The sequence below is a fragment of the Syntrophomonas erecta subsp. sporosyntropha genome, assembly GCF_055395365.1.
Map to the genome: position 1 here is coordinate 692,590 of NZ_AP042459.1, position 23,987 is coordinate 716,576.

Annotated in this window: 29 protein-coding genes, 1 pseudogene and 1 riboswitch; of the genes and pseudogenes, 7 read left to right on the forward strand and 23 right to left on the reverse strand. The window is 43.6% G+C overall.

The features are described 5' to 3' along the window. The 3 genes from moaC to ACZ5Q0_RS03255 form a co-directional block, all read right to left on the reverse strand. The gene (gene moaC, locus ACZ5Q0_RS03245) at window positions 1–480 is read right to left on the reverse strand and encodes a cyclic pyranopterin monophosphate synthase MoaC (RefSeq protein ID WP_447182703.1); all 480 of its coding nucleotides are present in this window, start codon (window positions 478–480) and stop codon (window positions 1–3) included. 8 nt (window positions 481–488) lie between these two features. After that, complete coding sequence (gene moaA / locus ACZ5Q0_RS03250) at window positions 489–1,469, reverse strand: GTP 3',8-cyclase MoaA (RefSeq protein ID WP_446819410.1); 981 nt, start codon at window positions 1,467–1,469, stop codon at window positions 489–491. Window positions 1,470–1,591: 122 nt separating this feature from the next. Continuing rightward, on the reverse strand, window positions 1,592–1,768 hold the full coding sequence (locus ACZ5Q0_RS03255; protein ID WP_446819409.1) for a hypothetical protein: 177 nt from the start codon (window positions 1,766–1,768) through the stop codon (window positions 1,592–1,594). A gap of 50 nt (window positions 1,769–1,818) precedes the next feature. Further along, window positions 1,819–1,953, reverse strand: a riboswitch (molybdenum cofactor riboswitch). A 199-nt stretch (window positions 1,954–2,152) separates the two neighbouring features. On the opposite strand from ACZ5Q0_RS03255, the gene ACZ5Q0_RS03260 reads away from it, so the two are divergent. Then, on the forward strand, window positions 2,153–2,584 hold the full coding sequence (locus ACZ5Q0_RS03260; protein ID WP_446819408.1) for an NfeD family protein: 432 nt from the start codon (window positions 2,153–2,155) through the stop codon (window positions 2,582–2,584). Between the two features lie 23 nt (window positions 2,585–2,607). Continuing rightward, window positions 2,608–3,561, forward strand: coding sequence for an SPFH domain-containing protein (locus ACZ5Q0_RS03265; RefSeq protein WP_446819407.1), 954 nt, complete (start codon window positions 2,608–2,610; stop codon window positions 3,559–3,561). A 284-nt stretch (window positions 3,562–3,845) separates the two neighbouring features. Here the strand turns inward: ACZ5Q0_RS03265 and ACZ5Q0_RS03270 are convergent, their stop codons facing one another. The 18 genes from ACZ5Q0_RS03270 to ACZ5Q0_RS03355 form a co-directional block, all read right to left on the reverse strand. Beyond that, window positions 3,846–4,430 carry a 5-formyltetrahydrofolate cyclo-ligase gene (locus ACZ5Q0_RS03270; protein ID WP_446819406.1) on the reverse strand — a complete coding sequence of 195 codons (585 nt, stop codon included), beginning with the start codon at window positions 4,428–4,430 and terminating at the stop codon, window positions 3,846–3,848. A 41-nt stretch (window positions 4,431–4,471) separates the two neighbouring features. Then, window positions 4,472–5,230: a prolipoprotein diacylglyceryl transferase gene (lgt, locus tag ACZ5Q0_RS03275; protein ID WP_447182704.1), complete on the reverse strand. Its 759-nt coding sequence runs from the start codon at window positions 5,228–5,230 to the stop codon at window positions 4,472–4,474. 152 nt (window positions 5,231–5,382) lie between these two features. Continuing rightward, on the reverse strand, window positions 5,383–6,393 hold the full coding sequence (gene tsaD / locus ACZ5Q0_RS03280) for a tRNA (adenosine(37)-N6)-threonylcarbamoyltransferase complex transferase subunit TsaD (RefSeq protein ID WP_447182705.1): 1,011 nt from the start codon (window positions 6,391–6,393) through the stop codon (window positions 5,383–5,385). Between the two features lie 30 nt (window positions 6,394–6,423). Next, on the reverse strand, window positions 6,424–6,876 hold the full coding sequence (rimI, locus tag ACZ5Q0_RS03285) for a ribosomal protein S18-alanine N-acetyltransferase (RefSeq protein WP_446819403.1): 453 nt from the start codon (window positions 6,874–6,876) through the stop codon (window positions 6,424–6,426). Beyond that, window positions 6,876–7,592: a tRNA (adenosine(37)-N6)-threonylcarbamoyltransferase complex dimerization subunit type 1 TsaB gene (tsaB, locus tag ACZ5Q0_RS03290; RefSeq protein WP_446819402.1), complete on the reverse strand. Its 717-nt coding sequence runs from the start codon at window positions 7,590–7,592 to the stop codon at window positions 6,876–6,878. The genes rimI and tsaB overlap by 1 nt, the downstream gene beginning before the upstream one ends. Continuing rightward, window positions 7,573–8,064 carry a tRNA (adenosine(37)-N6)-threonylcarbamoyltransferase complex ATPase subunit type 1 TsaE gene (gene tsaE, locus ACZ5Q0_RS03295; protein ID WP_464827235.1) on the reverse strand — a complete coding sequence of 164 codons (492 nt, stop codon included), beginning with the start codon at window positions 8,062–8,064 and terminating at the stop codon, window positions 7,573–7,575. Before tsaE ends, tsaB begins: the two co-directional genes overlap by 20 nt. Beyond that, window positions 8,061–8,774 carry a uracil-DNA glycosylase gene (locus ACZ5Q0_RS03300; RefSeq protein WP_446819400.1) on the reverse strand — a complete coding sequence of 238 codons (714 nt, stop codon included), beginning with the start codon at window positions 8,772–8,774 and terminating at the stop codon, window positions 8,061–8,063. The genes tsaE and ACZ5Q0_RS03300 overlap by 4 nt, the downstream gene beginning before the upstream one ends. A 313-nt stretch (window positions 8,775–9,087) precedes the next feature. Then, window positions 9,088–10,440: a glycosyl hydrolase family 18 protein gene (locus ACZ5Q0_RS03305; protein ID WP_446819399.1), complete on the reverse strand. Its 1,353-nt coding sequence runs from the start codon at window positions 10,438–10,440 to the stop codon at window positions 9,088–9,090. A gap of 103 nt (window positions 10,441–10,543) precedes the next feature. Then, the gene (locus tag ACZ5Q0_RS03310; RefSeq protein ID WP_446819398.1) at window positions 10,544–10,735 is read right to left on the reverse strand and encodes a hypothetical protein; all 192 of its coding nucleotides are present in this window, start codon (window positions 10,733–10,735) and stop codon (window positions 10,544–10,546) included. Next, window positions 10,728–11,879, reverse strand: coding sequence for an amidohydrolase (locus tag ACZ5Q0_RS03315; RefSeq protein ID WP_446819396.1), 1,152 nt, complete (start codon window positions 11,877–11,879; stop codon window positions 10,728–10,730). The genes ACZ5Q0_RS03310 and ACZ5Q0_RS03315 overlap by 8 nt, the downstream gene beginning before the upstream one ends. 42 nt (window positions 11,880–11,921) lie before the next feature. Next, the gene (locus tag ACZ5Q0_RS03320; protein WP_446819395.1) at window positions 11,922–12,644 is read right to left on the reverse strand and encodes a gamma-glutamyl-gamma-aminobutyrate hydrolase family protein; all 723 of its coding nucleotides are present in this window, start codon (window positions 12,642–12,644) and stop codon (window positions 11,922–11,924) included. Between the two features lie 253 nt (window positions 12,645–12,897). Continuing rightward, complete coding sequence (locus tag ACZ5Q0_RS03325; protein ID WP_446819394.1) at window positions 12,898–13,245, reverse strand: type II toxin-antitoxin system PemK/MazF family toxin; 348 nt, start codon at window positions 13,243–13,245, stop codon at window positions 12,898–12,900. Window positions 13,246–13,253: 8 nt separating this feature from the next. After that, window positions 13,254–13,523, reverse strand: a complete 270-nt coding sequence (locus ACZ5Q0_RS03330; RefSeq protein WP_446819393.1) for a CopG family ribbon-helix-helix protein — start codon at window positions 13,521–13,523, stop codon at window positions 13,254–13,256. Between the two features lie 96 nt (window positions 13,524–13,619). Beyond that, the gene (gene alr / locus ACZ5Q0_RS03335) at window positions 13,620–14,696 is read right to left on the reverse strand and encodes an alanine racemase (protein WP_464827240.1); all 1,077 of its coding nucleotides are present in this window, start codon (window positions 14,694–14,696) and stop codon (window positions 13,620–13,622) included. Window positions 14,697–14,745: 49 nt separating this feature from the next. After that, on the reverse strand, window positions 14,746–15,201 hold the full coding sequence (locus tag ACZ5Q0_RS03340) for a CBS domain-containing protein (protein ID WP_446819391.1): 456 nt from the start codon (window positions 15,199–15,201) through the stop codon (window positions 14,746–14,748). 118 nt (window positions 15,202–15,319) lie between these two features. Next, complete coding sequence (locus ACZ5Q0_RS03345) at window positions 15,320–16,885, reverse strand: NAD(P)H-hydrate dehydratase (protein ID WP_446819390.1); 1,566 nt, start codon at window positions 16,883–16,885, stop codon at window positions 15,320–15,322. Between the two features lie 4 nt (window positions 16,886–16,889). Then, window positions 16,890–17,258, reverse strand: coding sequence for a holo-ACP synthase (gene acpS, locus ACZ5Q0_RS03350; RefSeq protein WP_446819389.1), 369 nt, complete (start codon window positions 17,256–17,258; stop codon window positions 16,890–16,892). A gap of 308 nt (window positions 17,259–17,566) precedes the next feature. Continuing rightward, entirely contained in the window at window positions 17,567–18,040 is a 474-nt protein-coding gene (locus tag ACZ5Q0_RS03355; protein ID WP_446819388.1) for a chemotaxis protein CheW, read from the reverse strand. 348 nt (window positions 18,041–18,388) lie between these two features. On the opposite strand from ACZ5Q0_RS03355, the gene ACZ5Q0_RS03360 reads away from it, so the two are divergent. Beyond that, on the forward strand, window positions 18,389–18,604 hold the full coding sequence (locus ACZ5Q0_RS03360; RefSeq protein ID WP_446819387.1) for a copper ion binding protein: 216 nt from the start codon (window positions 18,389–18,391) through the stop codon (window positions 18,602–18,604). A 183-nt stretch (window positions 18,605–18,787) separates the two neighbouring features. Here ACZ5Q0_RS03360 and mgtE read toward each other — a convergent pair whose 3' ends face one another. Both mgtE and ACZ5Q0_RS03370 read right to left on the reverse strand, forming a co-directional pair. Next, window positions 18,788–20,131 (reverse strand): magnesium transporter, encoded by a 1,344-nt coding sequence (gene mgtE / locus ACZ5Q0_RS03365; RefSeq protein WP_446819386.1) that lies wholly within the window; start codon window positions 20,129–20,131, stop codon window positions 18,788–18,790. A 41-nt stretch (window positions 20,132–20,172) separates the two neighbouring features. Next, on the reverse strand, window positions 20,173–21,015 hold the full coding sequence (locus ACZ5Q0_RS03370) for a metallophosphoesterase (RefSeq protein ID WP_446819385.1): 843 nt from the start codon (window positions 21,013–21,015) through the stop codon (window positions 20,173–20,175). Window positions 21,016–21,351: 336 nt separating this feature from the next. Here ACZ5Q0_RS03370 and ACZ5Q0_RS03375 point away from each other — a divergent pair, with 336 nt between their 5' ends. The 4 genes and pseudogenes from ACZ5Q0_RS03375 to ACZ5Q0_RS03390 all read left to right on the forward strand — a co-directional run bounded on the left by ACZ5Q0_RS03375 (window position 21,352) and on the right by ACZ5Q0_RS03390 (window position 23,958). Beyond that, complete coding sequence (locus ACZ5Q0_RS03375; protein WP_446819384.1) at window positions 21,352–21,558, forward strand: 4Fe-4S dicluster domain-containing protein; 207 nt, start codon at window positions 21,352–21,354, stop codon at window positions 21,556–21,558. Window positions 21,559–21,578: 20 nt separating this feature from the next. Continuing rightward, window positions 21,579–22,616: pseudogene (locus tag ACZ5Q0_RS03380) on the forward strand (3-methyl-2-oxobutanoate dehydrogenase subunit VorB). 1 nt (window position 22,617) lies between these two features. Beyond that, window positions 22,618–23,367 carry a thiamine pyrophosphate-dependent enzyme gene (locus ACZ5Q0_RS03385; protein ID WP_446819382.1) on the forward strand — a complete coding sequence of 250 codons (750 nt, stop codon included), beginning with the start codon at window positions 22,618–22,620 and terminating at the stop codon, window positions 23,365–23,367. Between the two features lie 27 nt (window positions 23,368–23,394). Further along, window positions 23,395–23,958 (forward strand): 2-oxoacid:acceptor oxidoreductase family protein, encoded by a 564-nt coding sequence (locus ACZ5Q0_RS03390; protein WP_446819381.1) that lies wholly within the window; start codon window positions 23,395–23,397, stop codon window positions 23,956–23,958. Window positions 23,959–23,987: the final 29 nt, after the last annotated feature.

Sequence of the window (23,987 nt, forward strand, 5' to 3'; positions counted from 1 at the left end):
TTAAAACTCTTCCCTAAGAAGATGTCCGCTTTTTCCCCCTGACTTTTCTAATAATTTGACTGATTCAATTTCCATCCACCGGTCAATCGCTTTAGTCATATCGTAGACTGTTAAGGCGGCTACTGCTGCTGCGGTGATGGCTTCCATTTCCACCCCAGTCTTACCTGTAGTTTTAACCTGGGTGTTAATAATTAAGCGCCCCTTTAGGTCTTCAAATTCAAAAGAAATATCAACTGAAGTTAGCATTAGTGGATGGCACATAGGAATTAAGGCCGGGGTTTGCTTTGCCCCCATAACCCCGGCCACCTGAGCTACAGCTAATACATCTCCTTTTTTAACCGCACCATCCTTTATAGCCTGCAGGGTAGAAACCTGCATACGTACTATGGCCTGGGCACGGGCAACCCTGGCGGTATCACTTTTTTCAGTAACATCTACCATCCGGGCCCTACCCTGTTCATTAATGTGGGTAAATTCCATGCTGTACTCTACCCTCCAATCTGATACATCTTGCGCCGGTTTTGGGCTCCCCAGCCCTGATTCATATTATGACGGGCTGGTTTTCGGGCAATGGCCTTTAAAAATAATTGTTGTAAATCCTCATCGGTTGCACCATTCGCCAAAGCTTGTTTTAGATCTATCTCTTTTTTATCATAAAGACAACCACGCAGTTTACCATCAGCCGTCATCCTAATCCGGTTACATTCGGCACAAAAATGATTGCTCATAGGACTGATAAAACCAACCGATCCGGCACCACCATCAATATGGTAGTATTTAGCCGGGCCGTTTCCAATTATGCCCTTTTCTGGGTAAAGGGGATAGGTTCCCCCAATAACATCCATTATCTCCCCACTGCTCATCATTCTTTCCTTATTCCAAAACAGAAGATCTCCCACCGGCATAAACTCTATAAACCTGATATGGAGCGGATAACGAATTGCCAGGCGGGCAAAATCCAATACTTCATCATCATTAAACCCCCTGATGATAACAGTATTGATTTTAACCGGATGCATGTCCAAATCCAGGGCCCGGGCAACCGCCCTTTTCACTTCTTCCAGTTGCCCGCGGCGGGTAATATATCTAAACTTACTATCTTCCAGGGTGTCCATACTAAAGTTTACCCTTTTAAGCCCGGCTTTTTTTAATTCTTCGGCCTGATCAGCAAATAAAATACCATTAGTAGTAATAGCCAGGTCGTCAATACCTGGTACCATATTAATATACTCAATCAATTTTACCACATTTTTCCTAACCAATGGTTCTCCGCCAGTTAGTCTAACTTTTTTTATGCCCACCCGTCCGGCTATCCTTACCAAGCGAGCAAAGTCTTCCAGGCTAAGAATTTGGCCATGCCCCAGGTTTTTTACTCCTTCTTCGGGCATACAATACCGGCAGCGTAAATTACAACGGTCAGTCACAGAAATACGCAGATAATTAATATCTCGACCATAAGAATCTACCATTCTATCCCCCTCCCCGGCGGCCAGCCTGTCCCCTGCCTGTATACAGGGTTCCAATCTGGTCATTTACAACATGAACAATTACGCCTGTTAAGTTATTACCTGGCTACTCTTGGTCAGTCAGGTTAAAAGCATCCCAATTCACAAGCACAAATTTTAACTTCTATCTGGTTACACAGTTCGCCAATCTTACGGGGAGCTACATCAAATTCCACCGCTACTTTACGGGCCTGGGCACAGCTAATTTTCCCCTCTTTAGCAACCTGCTTAATCCTTTCCTCTAGTTGTTGATTCTTATCCATATAAATACCTCCCTTAAAAAAATTAACACCCCGGGAAAAGGGTGTTATAATACTAAGATTATAGAACTCCTTTCCAAGGTTTACTTTCATAAACGGGAGGCGTACAGGTTTCCCTCTACACCCTATCGTTTCAGCCACCATAACCTTAAGCCTTAGGTTAACTGAAATCGGAGAATATTCATTTGCCCTTATTATACATGATCATAATACATGATAGTACAATCTTAACCGAAATAACTTTAATATTTGTGGATAATTACGAAATAAATCGTTTCCACTAATTTCTCCTAAACCTCCCTCGAGTTTATGCTATGATTTGAACAGAACTGTAATTACTGCTTAGTTTTGGCGTATTTATAATGACTAGAAAAAAGGGGGGTAACAATGACTACAGTAGAATGGATCTTAATAGCCATTGTTTGCGGAACCATTGAAATATTTTCCGCCGGTTTCTGGTTTTTATGGCTAGCCATCTCGGCGGCGGTTGTAGCCCTGGCAGTCAGCCTGGGCGCACTAGGTTCTCTGGAAAGCCAGCTCCTGGTTTTTGCTTTTTTGTCCCTGATCTTAATTATTTTTACCCGGCCATTAGTCATGAAATTTATTCGCACTGAAGATACTGTAAGTAATTTTAAGGCTTTAATCGGCCAACATGGAATAAGCCTGACACAGATTAATCCTATTAAATATGGGCAGGTTAAGGTAAATGGAGAAGTATGGACCGCGGCCAGCCAGGAGGAAATAGATGCCGATACCCGTATAATTGTCACCGGCATCGACGGAGTTAAATTGCTGGTTAAAAAATCTGATTCCCAATAAAGTAGTAGAAAGGGGTGCCACTAATGATAAGACTGGTGCTTGATTTTATTATCGTTATTTTTGTGATTATGATTGGTATTTCATCAATCAAAATCATAAAGCAAGCAACGGTAGGAATAGTGGAAAGATTAGGTAAATATCACAAAACGGCTGAACAAGGTATTAACGTCATAATTCCTTTTATCGATCAGTTTCGTACTGTTATCGATCTGCGTGAACAGGTAGTCGATTTTCCTCCCCAGCCAGTCATTACCAAAGACAATGTTACCATGATGATTGATACCGTAGTGTATTATCAGGTTACTGATCCTTTTAAATACACCTATGAGATCGCCAGTCCCATACTGGCCATTGAAAACCTAACCGCTACCACTTTGCGTAATATAGTAGGGGACCTGGAGCTGGATGAAACCCTTACTTCTCGTGATCTGGTTAATACCAAGCTAAGAGCTATACTGGACGAAGCCACTGATAAATGGGGTATAAAGGTTAACCGGGTAGAATTAAAAAATATTCTTCCCCCCCAGGATATTCAAAACGCTATGGAAAAACAGATGCGAGCCGAACGAGAAAAACGCGAAGCCATTCTCAGGGCAGAAGGTCAAAAAACAGCCGCTATTCTTGAGGCAGAAGGTGCTAAACAGTCGGCTATATTAAACGCTGAAGCTGCACGTGAAGCTGCTATACGTGAAGCCGAAGGTATGCGCCAGGCTAAGATCCTGGAAGCAGAAGGTGAAGCCCAGGCTATTCTTTCGGTACAAAAGGCTTTTGCCGATAGCTTAGTTATGTTACGCGAAGCGAATGCCGATAACAAGGTACTGGCACTTAAGTCTCTGGAAGCTATCAAACAACTTAGTGATGGCCAAGCTACTAAACTGGTCATCCCAAGTGATCTGGCCGGATTAGGCGGCGTATTCGCTGCCCTTAAAGAGGCGGTTACCGATGCTGCCCCTGATGATAAAACTTCTAAATCCTAATTATATTAACAGCTTATTACCCTATCACTGCAACGGGGTAGTTATTTAAAAACTCTGATAAATCGGCAGAAAAAATAAATGAGCTGATATGGCATTACAAGCCGTATCAGCTCTATTTTTTTCTAACTTAAAACTGATAAAAAAGCACCGATAATCTAAATCCGTGGTTATTAAGTACTTTTAAGAAATCCACAGGTAAGACCAACTTATCCACATACTGTGAAAAAAGGCCTTATCGGGTTGTGGACCTGCTAATAATGGGCGGAATAGCAATCAATCCCACTTTAAAAAAAATCCCAATCAATAACTAGTTCCGAGCGATCAGTCACAATCCAGTGCACCGGGATATCAGCCGAATGAGGATAGATATCTTCAACCACCTGAAACTCATAACAAACACCACAGCGAAAAGCACCCGGCTTTACACGGGTTAAAAAACGGTCATAATAGCCTTTTCCATACCCCAGACGATAACCTTTATAATCAAAAGCCAGACCTGGGGTTATAACTACATCAATATTTTTCGGGTCAAAAACTTCTCCTATAGGCTCACGAATGCCAAATGGCCCTTTACTAGTTTGCTCCCAGCCTGTAAATTTAACTGCTTCCATATCTCCGTTATCTTCCACCCGGGGTAATAAAATAGTTTTACCCTTTGCTAACCACTGTTCCATTACCCCCTGCAGATTAACCTCATTATCAATCGCCGCAAAGACCATAATGGTTCGGGCATCCTTTATGGGAGCCAGCTCCACCAAGCGCCAGGCTATCCCCTGGCTGAGGGAAAGGGATTCCTCAGCCGACAGGCTATTTCTTTGCTCAGCCATTTTCCGACGCAATGAGGATCTGGCTTCTTTATTATCTTGCATAACATTTTCACCTCAAATGGTTGTTTTAAATAGTACATAATCTAAAAAGTTTGCCGGTAACGGTACCTCTGCCATAGGTATAGAACCAAGGCAATAATAAATAATCCTATGGTATAAACCTGGCCCAGGGAAATAGGACCATAAGTAATGAGGTTAAAACGGAAAAACTCCACTATAAACCGGTACACTGAATAACCCATTAAATAAAGCAAAAACACCTGACCGGGAAATTTACGCCGAGGATAAAACCACATCAAAAAGGCAAATAAAACTAAATTTATGGCAGAGCTATACAATTGAGTAGGATGACGGGTAAAGGCATCTACATAGGGAAAAACTACTCCACAAACCGAATTGGTAATCTCCCCATAACAACACCCATTTAAAAAACATCCTATCCTCACAATAGCATATCCCAAGGCTAGAAATGGAGCAAACATATCAGTCACTTTCCAGAAAGAAAGCTGTTTATGCCAGATATAAATTGCAAATGGTATAAAGCCTCCCAGGAAGGCTCCATACCATATCAGTCCGGAAATACCCCCGTTTTGCAGGGAAAAGAAACTAAGGGGATGGGCCAGGAACTCCTGCCATTCGTAAACAACTATGTAGGATAAACGAGCCACAATGATACCAAAAACTACCATAAGAATGACCATATCCAAAACCATGTCACGGTTATAGCCTTCTTGTTCAAACAGGCGGCTAATACCCCATATAGCTAATAAAACTGCTATAGCCAGCATGAATCCCCAGGAATAAATGCTCAGATTGCCAATCTTAAATAAAATAGGATGCAAATTTTATCCCCCTTACAGTTATCCACAGGTACATAATTAGATTAAATTCAAAATACCTGATAATTTTAGGACTTTTACTATTATAGCCAGAGCGGGAAACTAAAGAAATAACAATTATCAACAGACTTATCCACATTATCCACAGGTATTTTTCACAAGGACATAAGGCTAGCCTGTGCATTAATATTCAAAGGAGCAAATTGCCCATTCATAAACTGGCTATAAGCACTACCTGCAATCATAGCAGCATTATCAGTACACAGTTTCAAAGAAGGATAATACACCTTCAGCCCCACCTCTTTAGCCCTGGCCTGCATCAGGCGGCGCAGCTCCTGATTAGCAGCTACTCCGCCAGCTAAGAGAACTGTTCCTACCTGATAACGCTCAGCTGCCCGCAAGGTTTTTTCCACCAACACCTCCACTAAAGCCGCTTGAAATTCAGCGGCCATGTCATAAACATTGGCAGCTCCTCGCCGTTCTCTTTTTTTCCATTCATTCATAGCGGCAGTCTTTAGACCGCTAAAACTAAATTCAAAATCATTACGGTCTAAAAAAACCCGGGGAAGTTTAAACTTACCTGCCTCTCCACAGCTGGCTGCTTGCTGAATAGCTGGTCCCCCCGGATAACCTAATCCCATAAAGCGGGCCACTTTGTCAAAGGCCTCTCCAGCTGCATCATCCCGGGTTTCCCCAATGAGCCTTGCGGAAGTAGTATCTTCCATTAGAAGCAAACTGGTATGTCCGCCGGAAACTACCAGACACACAGCTGGAAATTCCACCTCTAAGTGTTCCAAAAAATTAGCATAAACATGTCCATACAAGTGGTTAACTGCTATGAGGGGTCGGTTCAATCCATAGGCAAAAGCTTTGGCAAAAGATAGTCCTACCAGGAGGGCCCCGATTAAACCGGGCCGGTTGGTTACTGCTACGGCATCAATATCATGATATTCCAGTCCAGCTTCTTTAAAAGCCTGATCCACTACTACGGCAATATTCTCTATATGTTTGCGGGAGGCAACCTCCGGTACCACTCCGCCAAACTGCTGGTGTATAGATATTTGCGAGTTAACTATATTAGAAAGAATCTCCCGGCCGTTACTGACTACTGCCGCAGCCGTCTCATCGCAGGAAGTTTCAATTCCTAAAATACGAATATCCTTCATGGCGAACCCGCCTTTCGTAAAAATTTTCTCTTAAAAAAGAAACTTAGTCATAATAATAGCATCCTCACCATTATCCGAATAATAGGCACAGCGCAATCCAGTAGTCACATATCCCTGACTCTGGTACATGGCAATGGCAGCAGAATTGGAGGGACGTACTTCCAAAAGAATACGTAAGGCCTTTTTTTTCCCGGCCACTTTTTCAATCTCTTCCATCAGTGCCCGACCTATTCCTTGTCCGCGAAAACGTCTGGCCACAGCTATATTGGTAATATGAGCTTCCTCGAACACTACCCAAATGCCGGCATAACCAGCCACCTGGCCTTCGCAATCACATACCAGATAAGTAGCAAAACTGTTTTTTAATTCCCCCAGATAAGAATTCCTAGACCAGGGAAGAGTAAAGGCTTCTTCTTCTATAGCCATAATTGCATCTATATCCTGAACTGTCATTCGTCGTACCATATAATTCTGATTTAACATTAGACTTCTCCCAATCCTAGACGAGTTTGCGCTTCAGATAGACGAATATACAAAGGACGCAGTTTGAAACTATCCTCCCATTCCTCTCTTTTAGCCCTTTCCAGGGCCAAACTTCCCAAAGCTGCCGCCCGCGGTAAAAGTTGATGGACAGGAACAGGTAATAGGTAACCATCTAGTTTAGACTGGAAAAAACTACGATATGTAAGGTAGCCGTCACCAAGCATGATAATTTTTTCGTACCCTTCCTCACCCACGGTAGTAAGTAACAAAGTAACTACTTCCTCAGGTGAACAGGCCTTTATCTCCCCCTGCCGCTGCGGATATTCCCCCCTGTTATCATATAAAGCCATATAGACCTCACCTTTTCTGGCATCCAGCATAGTACAAACCAGGGCATTACTAAAGGTTATATTATGGGCCAGCACCTCCAGGGTAGAAATAGCAATTAACGGTTTACCGGAAGCCATGCTTAATCCTTTAACTGCTGCCAAACCAATCCGCAGTCCGGTAAATGATCCTGGGCCATAGGTAACTGCAATAGCATCTAAATCAGCCAGACTTAATTCACACCCAGTTAAGACTTGATCTACCATAGGCATAAGGGTTTCTGAATGGGTTTTTTTAAAATTAACGAATTCCTCCCGTAACACTTTGCCGTCGTCAACCAAGGCTACACCTGCCACAGGAGTCGCACTATCAATCGCTAAAATGTACAAGCTTTTCCAACTCCTCCATTAATCCGAGATAGCGTTCTCCCCGGGGCATAAAAACCACCCGGCGCTCCCTCTCATAATCATCATTAATCAGCTCTATGTCTACCTGCAGGGCCTCTTTTGGTAATTGGTTACCAGCCATTTCCGGCCACTCGATAATACATATCCCCTCACGGCCCAAATAATCCTCCAATCCTAGATCAGCCAGGTCCTGTCCGCCTAAACGGTAAAAATCAAAATGATATACCGGGGGTACAGTGGCATAAATGTTCATAAGCGTAAAAGTAGGACTGGTAACCCTGCCCTGGTAGCCCATGCCCCGAGCAATTCCTCTTACCAGGGTAGTCTTGCCAGCCCCTAATTCCCCCTTAAGGTATAATAATTCTCCGCCTCGTAACAGCGCTCCCAGGCTTTTGCCCAATTCTTCCATTTGTCCTTCGTCATTAATTAAACAATGAAAATTCACTTTAATCACCTGTCAGATAAATTTTGGTATTCATCTCTAATACGTTTAAAATCCTCCCAAACAGGCCGCTTGTAACTCTCATTACGTAAAAGAGCAGCCGGATGATAGGTAGCCATTATTTTTATATTCTGGCGCTTAAACCATTGGCCCCTTACCTTAGATATACGAGCCCTCGGATCAATAACTACCTGGCTAGCCAGTGCTCCCAGGCATACAATAATGGCCGGCTTAATCAAGCGTATCTGCTTCTCCAGAAAATTCCGGCACTGTCTTATCTCATCAGGATGTGGCAGTCGATTACCCGGTGGTCTACACTTTACCACATTAGTAATATAGGTTTTTTCGCGCTGCAATTCCGCCGCCAATAAAATCCGGTCCAGTAATTGTCCAGCCCTACCTACAAAGGGACGCCCCTTTATATCCTCGTCACGCCCGGGGCCTTCACCTATTAACATAACCCGGGAACCAGTATCCCCCTCGCCAAAAACCACCTGCTGGCAAGTAGTCCGCAATCCACACCCCCGGCATTGTAAGGCAGTTTCTTTAAGTACCTCATAATTGGAAACCTCCGGCCAGGCTTCATCTAATTTTACTCCAGGTAAAAAAGGTACTAGTTTTTCCGGTGTGGATCGCTGCCTCTGGCTTTTTTGATCAACATTATGATCAATACCTGGTTTAGGCTTTAATTCATCAAACAACCCGGGCTGCTCATTAGACATTGTCTCCCCTCCCAATGCATCCTAATCCTCGGTAAATAAAATTCCCCTATTACAACCGCGGTTAATCCCGGCACCTACTTTGGGTAAATTATAATAGTCCCTTCACTCCAGCTAGACTGGTTATTCAACTCAAACTACCTTTATGGCGGATAGCTATTTACCTTAAATCCAAGTTTTATTATATCTCAACATTTCCATTATTTCGATTTATAAACCATTACAAGGAAAATACCCGCCTATAAAAAACAAATACCCCGGAAAGGGTTTTTCGAATAGTCGATAAATATCCCTTCCAGGGTATAGAATCCAAATACTACTGGTTCTTTTCAATTACCCGGTACAAGTCCTCAAAACCATTGCCGATTCTCCAAAAAGATATACCCCCCAACTGGTAACGGGAAACTACTTTCCACTTCTCGCTCAGACTGCGTTCATTTTCCAGCCATATTTCGTGATAGTTATTATTACTATCCCGGTACGTATAGTAAGGACTCATACTTTTATCATCAAAATGCTGCTCAACTTGGTATTTTTGTTTTAGAGCTGCTAACTTACTAGCTGTGACTGCGGTTGCTCTAGTTCCGGTTGGCCAATCATAACCATAAGTAGCCATCCCCAGTAGAACTTTTTGGGCTGGGATATGCCGGGCCATAAAACTACCCACCTGCTCAACCCACCATAAAGGTGCTACCGGTCCCGGTTTACTGGTACTATAATGGTAGTCATAAGCCATAACTACTACTGCATCAGCAATTTGCCCTATTTTATCGTATTCATAAGGGGTAGCCCATTTTTCATTACCGGTACGGGCAAAAACCGCTACAGTAAGTTCCTTATCCTGGCCCATGGATTGTTTAAGCTCACGCAAAAAAGTAGTAAAATTCGCCGCATCGGCAGGAGCCATTAATTCAAAATCAATATTGATGCCATCATAGTTATCCCGGTACATAGCTGTTACCAGATTATTAACCATACGATTACGATTATCGGAACTGCTTAGTAATTCATGTAGTACGTCTTGTCCCATCAAAACTACACTAGCATGGGTTTTAATCCCTTTTTGGCGGGCCCATTGCAGAGTCTTCTGGTAATCCGCCTGGTATTCGTAATAAAGTTCACCCTTAGGAGTAGCCGCAAACCAACGGAAGGCTATATCTGTTAACAGATGGACATTCCGTTGCATTTCATCCTCGGGAGTATAGTAATAGTAAGCGAATACCCGGGACTGAGGCTGATCAAATCGTATATCTACTTCCGCAGGCGTATTCTTCCAAGCCACTGTAGCACCTAGGGCCTCGGCCAGAAACCTTAAAGGTATAAAGGTCCGGTCCCGGTATATATAAGGTGCAGTATCCATGTAGAAAGATTGACCATCCATTTTAGCCTCAGTTTTACCCAGGAAAAACTCCAAATATTTTCCCCGGCAATCCATAGCTACCTTTTTTTGGTTCTGATCCCAATAAACCTTCCCATTCAATTCCTCATCCTCAACTACGAACCGTACCGGAACCATGGTACGATTATCCTTAATATGGGCCGGGGGATCAGGATGGCGAAGGTTTCCGTTTATTCTTATGTTTATGTCAGAACTACCGGCAGCCGAATATGTAAAGGAACCTAACACAAGTACAGTGAACAACAGCAAAACAATACTTTTTCTGCCCAAATACATCACCTCTTTTTATTGTATTTACCCATTTAAATTCGATCAGGAAAGGATAAGTCCTTGAAGTAAATAATGGCAAAAAAAAAGCCGTCACTTTAACGGCTTAATTCATGTATTTAAAACGAGGTAATAAAATTTCCAGGTCATCCAGAGGGACATGCACCATATTTTCCTGATTCACCACAGCTAGAATGACCATCTCTTCACCGGTATACTCTTCATTGTAAAAACCCAGCACACATACGGTCATCATTACTCCATCCATATAAACTGTAAAAAAGTCCCCTTTATTCACCTTTATCGATTTCACCTCTCCATATACAACCGTCGACCATTGCCCATTGTACCTGGGACCGGAATTCAAATGGGTGTCCGTCGAAAGCAACTATATCAGCCCGGTTCCCCGGTTTTATTGAACCTATTTCATGATCAACGTGTAAGGCAGATGCCGGCCTGGTAGTCAGGGCCTGTAAGGCCACCTCCTCATCTAACCCTTCTCTAACCGCCAGTGCAGCCATTACCCGGATATGTTCTATAGGAATGACCGGGTGATCAGTTATAAAACTGAACTGAACACCTCTCTCGGCCAGGCGGCGGGCATTTTTTAAAGATACTTCTTTCATTTCGACCTTGGCCCGGTTTACTAGAAGCGGACCTAAAAAAACTGGTATGTTTTTTCTGACCAGCTCATCAGCAACCTTAAATGCTTCTGTTCCATGTTGAATAATTAACTCAATATTAAACTCATCTTTAATCCTTATGGCAGTAAGAATGTCATCCGCCCGGTGGGCATGGACTAACAATGGCATTTCCCGGCGTAAAACCCGGAATATAGGTTCTTGCTTATATTCTTCAGCCGGATCAATAGTTTTCCCCATAGTCCGGCCTGCTTTATAGAGCGCTTCCCGCAACAAGCTGGCATTAGCCATTCTGGTAACCGGAGTCTTCTTCTGTTCTGCATAAACCCGCTTGGGATTCTCCCCCAGGGCAGCCTTAAGCCCCCAGGAAGGCCGGTAAACCATATTGGTCTCATGTTCAGCCCAGGTCTTCAAAAAAACCGCCTGACCACCTATAATATTAGCACTACCTGGCATACTCATTACCCGGGTTACTCCGCCCCGTAAAGCATCTGTAAACCCAGGGTCAAATAAATTCACTCCATCCAAAGCGCGCAATTGTGGAGTAACTGGGTCAGTAAATTCATTTAAGTCGTCCCCCTCCACTGGATTTATCTCTTCTTCCAGTCCCAAATGGGTATGAGCATCAATGAAACCTGGAAAAATATGTTGACTAACTGCATTTATAACCTGATAATTATCTGGAATAGTCTGGTTATCATTGATACTAACAATACGCCCCTTATCAATAAATATAGTTTTGCCGGTAATAGTACCCTGATTATCCAAAGTGTGTATAGTACCACCTTTTACTGCTATCATTGCTGCTCCCACCTTTAGTTTATGATCGAAGGATTAGTAGGGTTAAACTGTTTCCTTGCCATTATCTTCCCGCCGGACATCAGCACCAGCTGCTTCCACCAGCTTCTGAAAAAGCCGCCGGGCATATTCATCATGCATACACTCAGGATGCCACTGTACCCCCACTACCATAGTATGGTCAATCCCTTCAATGGCTTCTACTATTCCATCCGCAGCCCGAGCACTCACTTTAAGTCCTCTGCCGGGGTGTTTTACTGCTTGGTGGTGGAAACTATTAACCCTTAACCAACGAGTATTTAATATATATTTAAGCCTGCTTTCCTTCTCTACCACTATAGCATGAAAAGGATAGTCACGAGGAGCATTTTGCTGGTGGCTCATAGATGATTCGATGTCCTGAATAAGACTACCACCAGCAGCCACATTCAGCACCTGACACCCCCGACAAATTCCTAGAACCGGCCGATCCTTTTCTATGACCTGACTAGCCAGTAATAGCTCGAAACTATCCCGTAAAGGATTGATATTTCCTAAACCCTTTCCAGGTAACTCACCCCAGTAAACCGGATCCAGATCACCTCCCCCGGATAGTATAAAACCATGACATACTGATAGGTATAGTTCTATGGACTCCCCTGATTTAAGAGGCGGAATAATAACCGGTACCCCTCCGGCCTCCCAAACTGCTGTAATATAGTAATCCCGCAGCCAGTAACTGTTTTCCTCAGCCGTATAATGGCTGGTTATCCCAATAACTGGTTTCATCAAAACCCTCCTATTCTCTCTATGGGGAGACTTTAGGCCGGGAGGTTTTCCTGCAACGATTAGCAACAGTTTTACTTAAGACACCTTCCCCGGCAGCTTCCTAGCACCCCGTTATTGTTACGTACTTGTTTTCAGGTTATCTCCCTGCCCATTAGACCATCAACTCAGTAACATGTCTCTTAAATACAAAGAACAGGTTCTTTAGCAGAACCTGTTCTCCGACTCATTAGTTTTATATTACCAGATATGTACTTTACCCCTCACTAAGCCCTAGACTTACCTCCAGGGCCTGATCTACTTTAACCATAGTATCTTCATTGAGAACGGCAATACGCTGTTTCAACCTGGTTTTATCTATGGTACGAATTTGCTCAGCCAGGATTACCGAGTCTCTTTCTAGTCCGTAAGATTTGGCCTTCAACTCAACATGAGTGGGTAATTTAGCTTTATTAATTTGAGAGGTTATTGCCAGAATAATAGTGGTGGGGCTATATTGATTACCAATGTCATTTTGCACCACTAAAACTGGTCTTATCCCGCCCTGTTCCGATCCGACTACCGGATTAAGCTGGGCAAAATATATTTCACCTCTTTTTATCATATATATAATCACTCCAGCAATTTTTCTATGCAGTTAGATAGAGCTTCTTCCTCCACTCCGTTATTTTCATGAGCATAGCGCAGATTAATTTCGGCCATTTCCAGATAGCCTTTTTTCATTTGTTCCTTCCGCAAGGCTTTTTTTCTCTCCCGCAAGTAAAACCTAATGGCTTCCCTAACTATTTCACTACGATTCTTTCTTTCCAGAACCGTAACATCATCTACTTCAGATAGGAGATTCTCGGGAACTGTGATAATTATGCGTTTTGAGGCTGGCAAAGCGAGCACCTCCAGAATATAATAGAAGTATCTACCCGATATTTCTATTATATTAATAAGCCCCGGCACTCGCAAATCCAATAATTACATCCCCGTTTAATCCCGGGGCTTATCTATGTAGATTCTGGGTACCCGCGCACTAACCGCACATACTACTTCATAATTTATGGTTTCCATTATCCTGGCTAAATCATCAGCACTAACACCATCTTCAGGTCGTCCAAAAAGAAGGATTTCATCCCCTTCCTTAACTCCCTTTACCTTGCTTACATCAAACATACACTGATCCATACATACTGTTCCTAAAAGGGGCACCCGGATCCCCCGTACCATAGCGGAAACCTGATTGGATAGCCGGCGGTTATAACCGTCAGCATAACCAATAGGCACAGTAGCCGTATGAGTAGACTTATCACAGCAAAAAGTCCGACCATAACTTATGGTGTAACCCGCCGGCAGCCATTTTAGATAAGCAATCCGGCTTTTAAGCCTCATGACCGGAATAATATCCAGCTGATTCTGGTCAACCTCGGCAGAGGGGTATAAACCATAAAGTACAATACCTGCCCTAACCATATTCAAATGCGTTTCAGGCAATTCCATTAATGCTGCACTATTGGCCGCATGCTTCAGCGGTATAACTATCCCTTTTTTTTCTAAATCTGCACATAATGCTTCAAACTTAGCCAATTGTTCTAACGTAAAACTTTTATCCACCTGGTCAGCAACTGCGAAATGGGTAAAAACCCCTTCCATCTTTATCCCGGGAAGCTGATGAATAGCCTCAATTTCATCCCCCGCCTCTTTTTCGGGAATAAAACCTAGCCTCCCCATACCTGTATCCACTTTAATATGCACATAGGCAGGCCGGGATAACTCTTTTGCTGCTCTGGACAATGCCTGGGCCATATGGAAATTAAAAACTGCCGGGCGTATATCATGATAAACAATATCACGGGCATATTTTTCCGGGATATATCCTAGTACCAGGATAGGCACCTGTATGCCCTTCTCCCTTATAAACATAGCTTCATCCAGAGTAGCAACTCCTAGGAAGTCAGCCCCCTCTTCCAGGCATACCCGGGTAACCTCCTCAACACCATGACCATACGCATTGGCTTTAACTACTGCCATGACCTTAGCCTTTTTAGCTGCCTCTTTTATACTGCCCATATTATGACGAAGTGCTGCTAAATCTATTTCTGCCCAGGTTGGTCTACTATTATCCATTTCTTTTTACCAGCGATTTTAATATATCATTACGGGTTATTATTCCCACCAGTTTACCATTGCGAGCTACCGGTACCCGGTTAATCCGTTTGCTTTGCATAATATCTACTATATCAGTAACCGGCCTATCTTCTTCTACCACCAGCACTTTTTTGGTCATAGCATCTTTAACCTTAGAAGCAGCATACTTCTTCAGGTTGTTATTAAATCGTATGGGGTTTTCAAGAAATATAATACTGTCAAATAAAGTAACATAAAAGGGTACCCTCAGTTCACTAGCCTTAATCATTAAATCCTTTTCGGTTATGATTCCCACGATATGTCTATCTTCATCTATTACGGGAATCCCACTGATCTTATTGTCAACAAGCAGTTTAGCTACCTCTTCCACCCGGTCATCCGGATGGACCGCTATAACCTCCCGGGTCATAATATCCCTGGCTAACATAGTATCCACCCTCTTTCTTACATCAGTATAAAAAACTAAAATCTCTTCTTCATCCAGTCTATTTCCCCAGGACTCCTTTTAAGGGTAACGCTCCTAAAGCTTCAAATCCATACTAAATTTATGTACTGAGGTTGTTTTTTTCGAAACTCAGCAGGGCTTCCGGTAAAAATTGAATAAGATCACCGGCAATTAAACCGCGCTGCCCTTTAGCTTCAGCAGCATAATCTCCAGCCAGGCCATGCAGGTAAACCCCAGCTACAGCAGCCCAAACCGGTTTAAGCCCCTGGGCAATTAACCCGGTTATAATGCCACATAATACATCACCACTTCCAGCAGTAGCCATACCTGGATTACCGGAAATGTTTATGTATAACTCACCTCCTGGGGTAGCTATTACCGTCTTATTCCCTTTAAGAACCAGGGTTATTCCCCAGGTTGTGGCAAAGTCAGCAGCTATTTGGATCCGGTTATCCTGAACTTCCTCTATGCTTTTACCACAAAGCCGGGCCATTTCTCCAGGATGAGGCGTAAGAATCACCGGCACCTGCCGGTCTTTAAGAACTGAAATATCATCCTGCAAGGCATTTAATCCATCCGCATCAATGACTACAGGTATACCTGATTTTTCCAGTACAAATCGTACTACTGCCTTTGCTTCCCCATAACGAGACATACCAGGACCTATGGCGCAAACGGAAGCGGTCCCCAGCAGATTCTCCAGAGCCGGTAAGGCTTCCAGGGCAATGGCACCCTGACTAGTTTCCGCCAGTGGAGTCGTCATTACCTCTATCAATCCCGCTTCGACTACCGGTTGTACTGATTCCGGTAAAGCAGCCGTAACTAACCCTGCCCCACTGCGAAGTGCCGCATAAGAAGCCATAAATACCGCTCCTGTTAATCCTAAAGACCCCCCAATAACCAGGACATGCCCATAAGTTCCTTTATGGGATTCAGGGGAACGTGGGACTAATAATGGTCTAATTATATCATGGGTAATTAGGTTTGTATTTAAGCCCGGGCTTTCCAGCAGGGACCTGGGTATAGATATGTCAGCAACACTTAATGTACCCGTATATAACTTACCAGGTTCCAAAACCAAACCAATTTTGGGCAATCCCATAGTAACTGTGTAATTAGCACGAATAGCTTCCTTATAAACCCTGCCGGTATCTGCCTCAACACCGGAAGGAATATCAACTGCTACTACAGGTGCCTGGCACCAATTAACCATAGCCGCTACCTGAGAATCAAATTCGTTAAGACTGCCTTTAAAGCCTACTCCGTAAATGGCATCTACAACCATATCACAAGTTAGTAAAGTCACGGTCAAGCCATCCAGGTCGGCCTCTTCCTGTAATGGATAAATAGAAGCCTGCATATTAACCAGTACTTTATAATTTAAACCCGCATCAACCGTAAGATCTTCCTCTTTGCCTAAGAAAAAAGTATAGACCTGAGCACCAGCATTAATTAAATGGCGGGCTACAACAAATCCGTCCCCTCCATTATTACCTTTGCCTGCCAGTATTACGACGGTCTTACCTGATAAACCTTCTAAAACCTCGGCAATGACATCCACTACGCTTATACCAGCATTCTCCATTAAAACTATACCAGGAATACCGTAATCATTAATGGTTTGCTGATCAATCGCCCGCATTTGAGCAGCATTAACCAATTTCATTTTATCACCTCTTTATCGCAATTATAGCTGCTATGGCCTGATTTCGGGAGTGAGAAAGACTTAGGGACAGGTCTTTAAACCCTTCTAATTGAGCCTGACGCTTAGCCTCCCCGTGCAGTAAAATCTGGGGCCGGCCATCCGGATGTATAAAGACCTCTACATCCTGGAAACGAATACCTTTTGCAAAAACCGGATGTAACTTTCTTACTGCCTCTTTGGCAGCAAACCGGGCTGCTAAAGAAGGGTAAGGATTTTTCTTGCCATAGCAGTAAGTCACCTCACCCGGAGTATACACTCTATTTAAAAACCGGGGAGTTCTCTCCACAGCCAGTTTAACCCGGTCAATATCAATAATATCTATACCTATGTACACCTTCTATACACCTTCGTTCTTCTCCCGGTTATTTATAATTGATTCCTGCCAAAACCTATAATTTCACATATGTGAATACCCCTGCAGGTACAAGTGATGTTCACTTTCGTTCACCAATAAGCCGGCTAAAAGTGGAAATGAATCAGCCCGGTACCTCTGAAGCCGCACAACAAGCAGTTAGTTTTTCCATATAGAGAATACACCTAGAATATTTATATATTCAAACTTAGACCATATAACCTGTGGAATCATAACAACTAAAATAAAAACCCTGAAACCAGAAAGATTTCAGGGTGATGGCCTATCTATTACTTATGTGCAACACCAGCCAACTCCGCTTTTTCTCCTTCACTAAGTATTTTATCCATATCCAGAAGAATTAGCAGGCGGTCGTCTAATTTTCCAACCCCGGTTAGATATTCAGCATTAATGCCCCCTACAACTGCGGGAGGCGGCTCTATACTACTTACCGGCAGGCGAAGAACCTCGCTTACTTCATCGACAATAATGCCTACGGTCTGTCCTTCTACTTCCACGACTACACTACGGGTATCATCTGTTACTTGTGATTGCCCCATGTTAAATCTCTTCTTTAAATCTATAATGGGAATAATTTTTCCGCGAAGATTTATAATGCCTTCAACGAAATCCGGGGCCTGAGGGAGTTTAGTAGGGTTAACCATAGTAATAATCTCCTGAACCTGGGTAATCGGTACCCCGTATTCACAAACTACCTCGCCCTGTCTAATCGTAAAAACAACTAGTTGAATCTCTTCTGCCATAACGTACCCTCCTCCGCTAACCGTGCTAGGTTGAAATTGCACTAAAAATGGATATATTATACTATATATTCGTTATAATATATATTTTTCCTTGTCAGACCAGTAATTTTCTTTATAAACCTGACTATTGGTTTTCCCTGCCAGGGATCTATAATTTTATAAAATATGTATAGTAAACAGGCAGGTCCAACTGCCGGTGTGGGGCTACCGGTATCATATTATCAGTTTATCAGTATAACTGAACTATAGTGATAGCATATTAACTCCAGGATGTCAGGCTTTCTAACATAAGTATAACTACGTTACAGTAGAATCATACTGAACTATAAGGAAAGGATGGGATAAAGAATGGTAAAAAAAATTATTGTACAGGGAATGAGCTGTCAACACTGCCAAGCTAGTATCGAACAGGCCGTCGGCCAAATGACAGGCGTTAACCAGGTCACTGCTCACTATAATAAAGGCTATGTTGAAGTTGATTTTGATGAAAAACAGGTAAGCCTTAACGGGATTATTGACGAGATTAATGACCTTGGTTTTGACGTTCCCCCTGGCCAGGCGTAAAGGGATACTTTCACCAGAACAGGTACCGGGTGACCGAAGGCAGGAAGGTGCCCTAAAACGATCCTTTAAGTCGGCCAGGCTTAGGACCAGATTCCATCCTGCCCTAAAAATAGATAATTGGTTTGCCCCCGCCATAATTTAACCAAACCTTTATTATGACTTGTGGCACCTACAGCACCGCCCCTAGGTGGTCAGGGATAAAATCCAGGTAGAAATAGCGAAATAGATGAAAATTCCTGTCGCATCAGTGATGGAAGTAATTAAGGGATTACTGGCAACTGCCGGATCCAGGTTTAAGCGGGTAAGGAGCAGCGGAAATAAAACTCCGATAAGATTAGCAGTTATCACTACGGCTATCATTGTCAAGCCTACAATTAAAGCAATTTGCATTCCAGAACGAACAAACCCCAGAATCATCGCCGCTACCCCCATAGTTAGTCCCAGTGATGCACCTACCGCCATTTCCCTGCCTAGGATCCTATACCAGTGACGGGTATCAACATCTCCTATAGATAATGCCCTGACCATAAGGGTCGCCGATTGAGCACCAGCATTACCCCCACTGCCGGTCAACAGGGGTATAAAGAAAGTCAAAGCAATTACCGAAGCCAGCATTTCCTGATAAGCGGCTATTAATTCCAATGAAACTATATTAACCAGTACTAATCCTAACAACCACCATATCCTTTTGCGATACAATTCCCAGACCCCAGTTTCCTGATAGCTGGTTTTCAAAGGAGTTACTCCAGCTCCTTTGTGGAAGTCTTCGGTAGCTTCTAATTCCGCCACATCCATTACATCATCAAAGGTAACTACCCCTAGCAAAACACCTTCTGAATCCACTACCGGAAGGGCAAACATATCATATTTTAGCATCAAATGTACGGCCTCCTCCCGGTCCTCAAAAGCAGATAAGCTGACAAAGGTGTTATTCATCAATTCTTCTATCAATTGTTGCGGATTGGCCAGGATGAGACGCGGTAATTCCAAGGTATCTAACAATTTCCAATGTTGATCAGTAATGTATACCATATTAAGGGTTTCACTATTCCGTCCTTTTATCCGTATATGATCTAAGGCCTGAGCCACCGTCCAATAGGGACGTACCGCCACATAATCCGGCGTCATTAAACGCCCCACACTTTCCTCAGGATACCCCAACAGCATACGCACCTGTTTTAACTCCTCCGGCGTAAGCAGGTTAATCAGTTTCTGGGTAGCCTGTCCAGGAAGTTCCTCAAACAAAACGGTACGGTCATCAGGTCTGAGGTTGGTGAGCAGATTACGAGTCTCTTCATCAGTAAGATCTTTGAGCAAATCATTACGATCCTCGGTTTTAAGGTAGGCAAATACCTCAGAAGAAACAGTGCGGGGAAGTAACCGGAATAGGACCATTCTTTCCGGTTTTTCCAAATTTAGAATAAACTCAGCTATATCTGGCACAGGTACACGGGCAAAATAATCTCGCAGCTCAGCTAACTTATGTTCTTGTATATATTCTCTTATGCTTTCTGTGGTAATAGTCATTTCCCATCACCTCATTTTTCGTCCCATAACCAGGATTTGTCCTATTGAACTGCCCGGCAGGTAATCACTGCCACCTCCGGTCGGTTAAAAAAGCGGAATCTTAATAAACCGGTAGCCCCCAACCCCCGGGTTAGGTACATATAAGTACTATCCTGACGGTAAAGCCCATAGTCATATTCAGGTAATAGTCCTGCACCAGGGGCATATAAAGCTGGTAGCGGCGGGAATCGTATTTGACCGGCATGGTAATGACCAGCCAACAACATATCTACCTGTGCCACAACTGCCTCCTCAAATATCTCCGGGGAATGGGATAAAAGTAATGTACAACCTTCATCCGTTTCCTCCAGAGCCTTTACCAGGTCGTCATGACCGGTAAAGGGGTCAGCCACACCTGCTATATTAATTTTCGCTCCCTGGTGTTCAAAGCTAACCGCCTGGTTATGCAGCACAGTTACGCCAATCTTCTCCAGGGCGGCTGTGAGCTCCGGGACATGACTACTGTAATACTCATGATTACCGGTTACGAAAAAAACAGGGGCCAGCTTCCTTAACCTGCTAACTAAATATACGGCTTTTTCTTCATCACGAGGCATACGATCAACCAGATCACCAGTTATTACAATCAAATCAGGGCTTTGCCCTTTTACAGCCTCCACCAGTTTCAGATTGTCTTCCCCAAAACAGGCACTATGAAAATCACTCATATGAACAATTCTTAACCCATCCATCCTGGCCGGAAGACGTTTTAAAGTAACTGAACAATAACTGATCTGCAGCCATTGACCAACCAGTAGTCCGGCTACTATCAATACCAGAAAAACCATCGCTAGCCATGGCATCTTACCTAACCAGTAGTATCTCCGTTTTTGTTGCCGATCCATACTTTTAAGCCATCCTTATATAACATAGAATATGGAGCAATAATTTTTAGGCAGCACTCATTTTACCTTATCATATAAACAGAATGCCTACTACTATGGTCTTACCAATAAAAAATCAACTGGCAGGAATAAATTAAATGATGTAAAATAGACATAATTTACAGGGGTGGTCTGACCACCAGGACACCTAGCCTTCTGAAAGTTAAGCCACCTACTTACTGTATAAATTACTTTACCGGCAGAAAATCTTTCCACCGGAAAGCAATAAACTATATTTGTTCTACTTACTCCTACCCCTGTGTTGTAGTACATCTATTAAGGAGGAATCCAGGTATAATGCCCAGAGTCATCTTTCGTGAAGAGCGTTGTAAAGGATGCGGTTTTTGCGTTGAATTTTGTCCTAAAAAAATCCTGACCCTAGGGGATACCATGAATAATCTGGGCTACCAGTTTGTTGTCATGGAATCTATAGATAAATGCACTGGATGCGCTATCTGTGCCATGATGTGTCCCGAAGCTATTATAGAAGTAAAGGAGGCTTGACGGTGAGCGATCTTATTTTGATGAAAGGTAATGAAGCAGTTGGTGAAGCAGCTATTCGCGCCAATTGTCGCTATTTTTTCGGCTACCCCATTACTCCCCAGACTGAAGTTTTGGAATACTTGGCCCGTCGACTTCCTGAGGAAGGCGGGGCCTATGTGCAGGCTGAAAGTTAAGTATCAGCTATTAATATGGTTTTCGGTGCAGCTGCGGCTGGAGCAAGAGTTATGACTGCCTCTTCCAGTCCGGGTATCTCATTAATGCAGGAAGGTATATCTTATATCGCTTCTGCAGAACTTCCCGCAGTGATTGTCAATGTTATGCGGGGATCCCCTGGTCTTGGCGGCATACACCCCTCGCAAGCTGATTACTTTCAATCAGTAAAAGGTGGAGGCCATGGTGATTATAAACTAATAGTCCTGGCTCCTTCATCAGTTCAGGAACTCATAGATCATACTATTTTAGCCTTTGACCTGGCTGAAAAATACCGTACCCCAGTAGTACTTTTTGGAGACGGGATGATGGGCCAGATGATGGAACCAGTCGTACTACCAGAAACTTCCTCCTCCCTGGTTGAGCGTCCCTGGGCTACAACCGGAATGATGGACAGAGATAAACCTAATATCATTCATACCCTTTATCTACCGGCTGATGATCTGGAACAGCATGTTAAACGGCTTTTTGAGAAATATAAACTAATCGAACAAACTGAACCAAGATATACCAGCCTGTTTACTGAGGATGCCGATATATTAGTAGTCGCTTATGGTATAGTAAGCCGGGTAGCCCGGGCGGCAGTAGAAATGGCCCGTGAACAGGGCATTAAGGCCGGGTTGTTCCGACCAGTTACCCTATGGCCTTTCCCTTACCAGGCTTTGAGAGAGGCAGCTGCTAAAACCAAATTGGTTATAACGGCTGAAATCAGCATGGGGCAAATGATTGAGGATGTTCAGCTGGCCCTGGGCGACAAACCGGTTGAGCTTTTTAACCGTATCGGATTAGTTCCAACCCCGGATGAAATCTATGAATTTATAGCCCGCCGGGCAGGGGAGGTGCTCTAATATGGCTAAAGGATACACCCGTCCACAAACCTTAACTGATAAACCTTGGCACTTCTGCCCGGGATGTAATCACGGAATTATACACCGACTATGTGCTGAAGTTGTCCAGGAAATGGGCCTGCAAAAGAAAACCATTGGTGTAGGTTCCGTAGGTTGTGGAGTCTTTTCATATGAATATTTTAATATTGATGGAATTGGTCCTTCCCACGGGCGGGCACCAGCAGTAGCTACTGGTGTTAAAAGGGTTCACCCCGACCGTCTGGTTTTTACTTACCAGGGTGATGGGGATTTGGCTGCTATTGGTACCACAGAAATGGTTCATTCCGCTGTACGCGGTGAAAATATAACGGTTATTTTCGTAAATAACACCCTTTATGGTATGACAGGCGGCCAAATGGCCCCTACCACCTTAATGGGGCAAAAAACTACCACTACACCACTGGGACGCACCCGCGAACAGGCTGGTTATCCTTTTAAAGTAGCTGAAATGCTGGCTACTCTGGATGGATCTGCTTATATTGCCCGTACCGCCGTTTTTAGTCCCGCTCAGGTAACCCGCACCAAAAAGGCTATTCGCCGGGCCTTCGAAACCCAACTGGATGGGTTGGGTTTCAGTATGGTAGAGGTGTTATCTGCCTGTCCCACCAACTGGGGCTTAAGCCCCCTGGCAGCCTTAAAATTTGTAGAGGAAAAAATGGTGCCGGTTTACCCATTAGGTGAATTAAAATCCACCCGGAACCCGGCAAAATAAAGACCCTGGTTAAGGAGGCTATTTAAAATGAAAAAGGAAATAATGCTGGCTGGTTTTGGAGGGCAGGGAGTCTTATCTATGGGATTATTCCTGGCTCATGCAGGTATGAATGAGAAGAAAAAAGTTTCTTATGTTCCCTCCTATGGAGCTGAGATGCGGGGAGGAACTGCTAATTGCACGGTAACTATTTCGGATAATTATATCAGTTCACCGGTGGTCGCCCACCCACAAATAGTGGTAGCCATGAACCACCCCTCCCTGGATAAATTCGAACCCCAGGTTAAATCAGGTGGTCTAATGCTGATTAATGAATCTCTAGTGCACCGCCAGCCGGAACGAAAGGATATTGACTCTTACCTTATTCCGGCACAGGAGCTGGCTGATGAAGCCGGTCTACCTCGCGGCGCAAATATGGTTATGCTAGGGGCTCTATTACAGGCAGTCGACCTTATTGATAAAAGCCAAATCAGCAATTACCTGGTGCAAACCTTTAAAGGACGTTACACGGATAAAATGCCCCTTAACCTGGCTGCTATCCAGGCGGGGATGAAATATATGAATAAATTACAGGAGCAAGAGCAAACCGCTTAAAAGATGCGTTAATTTAAGGTTTTGATACT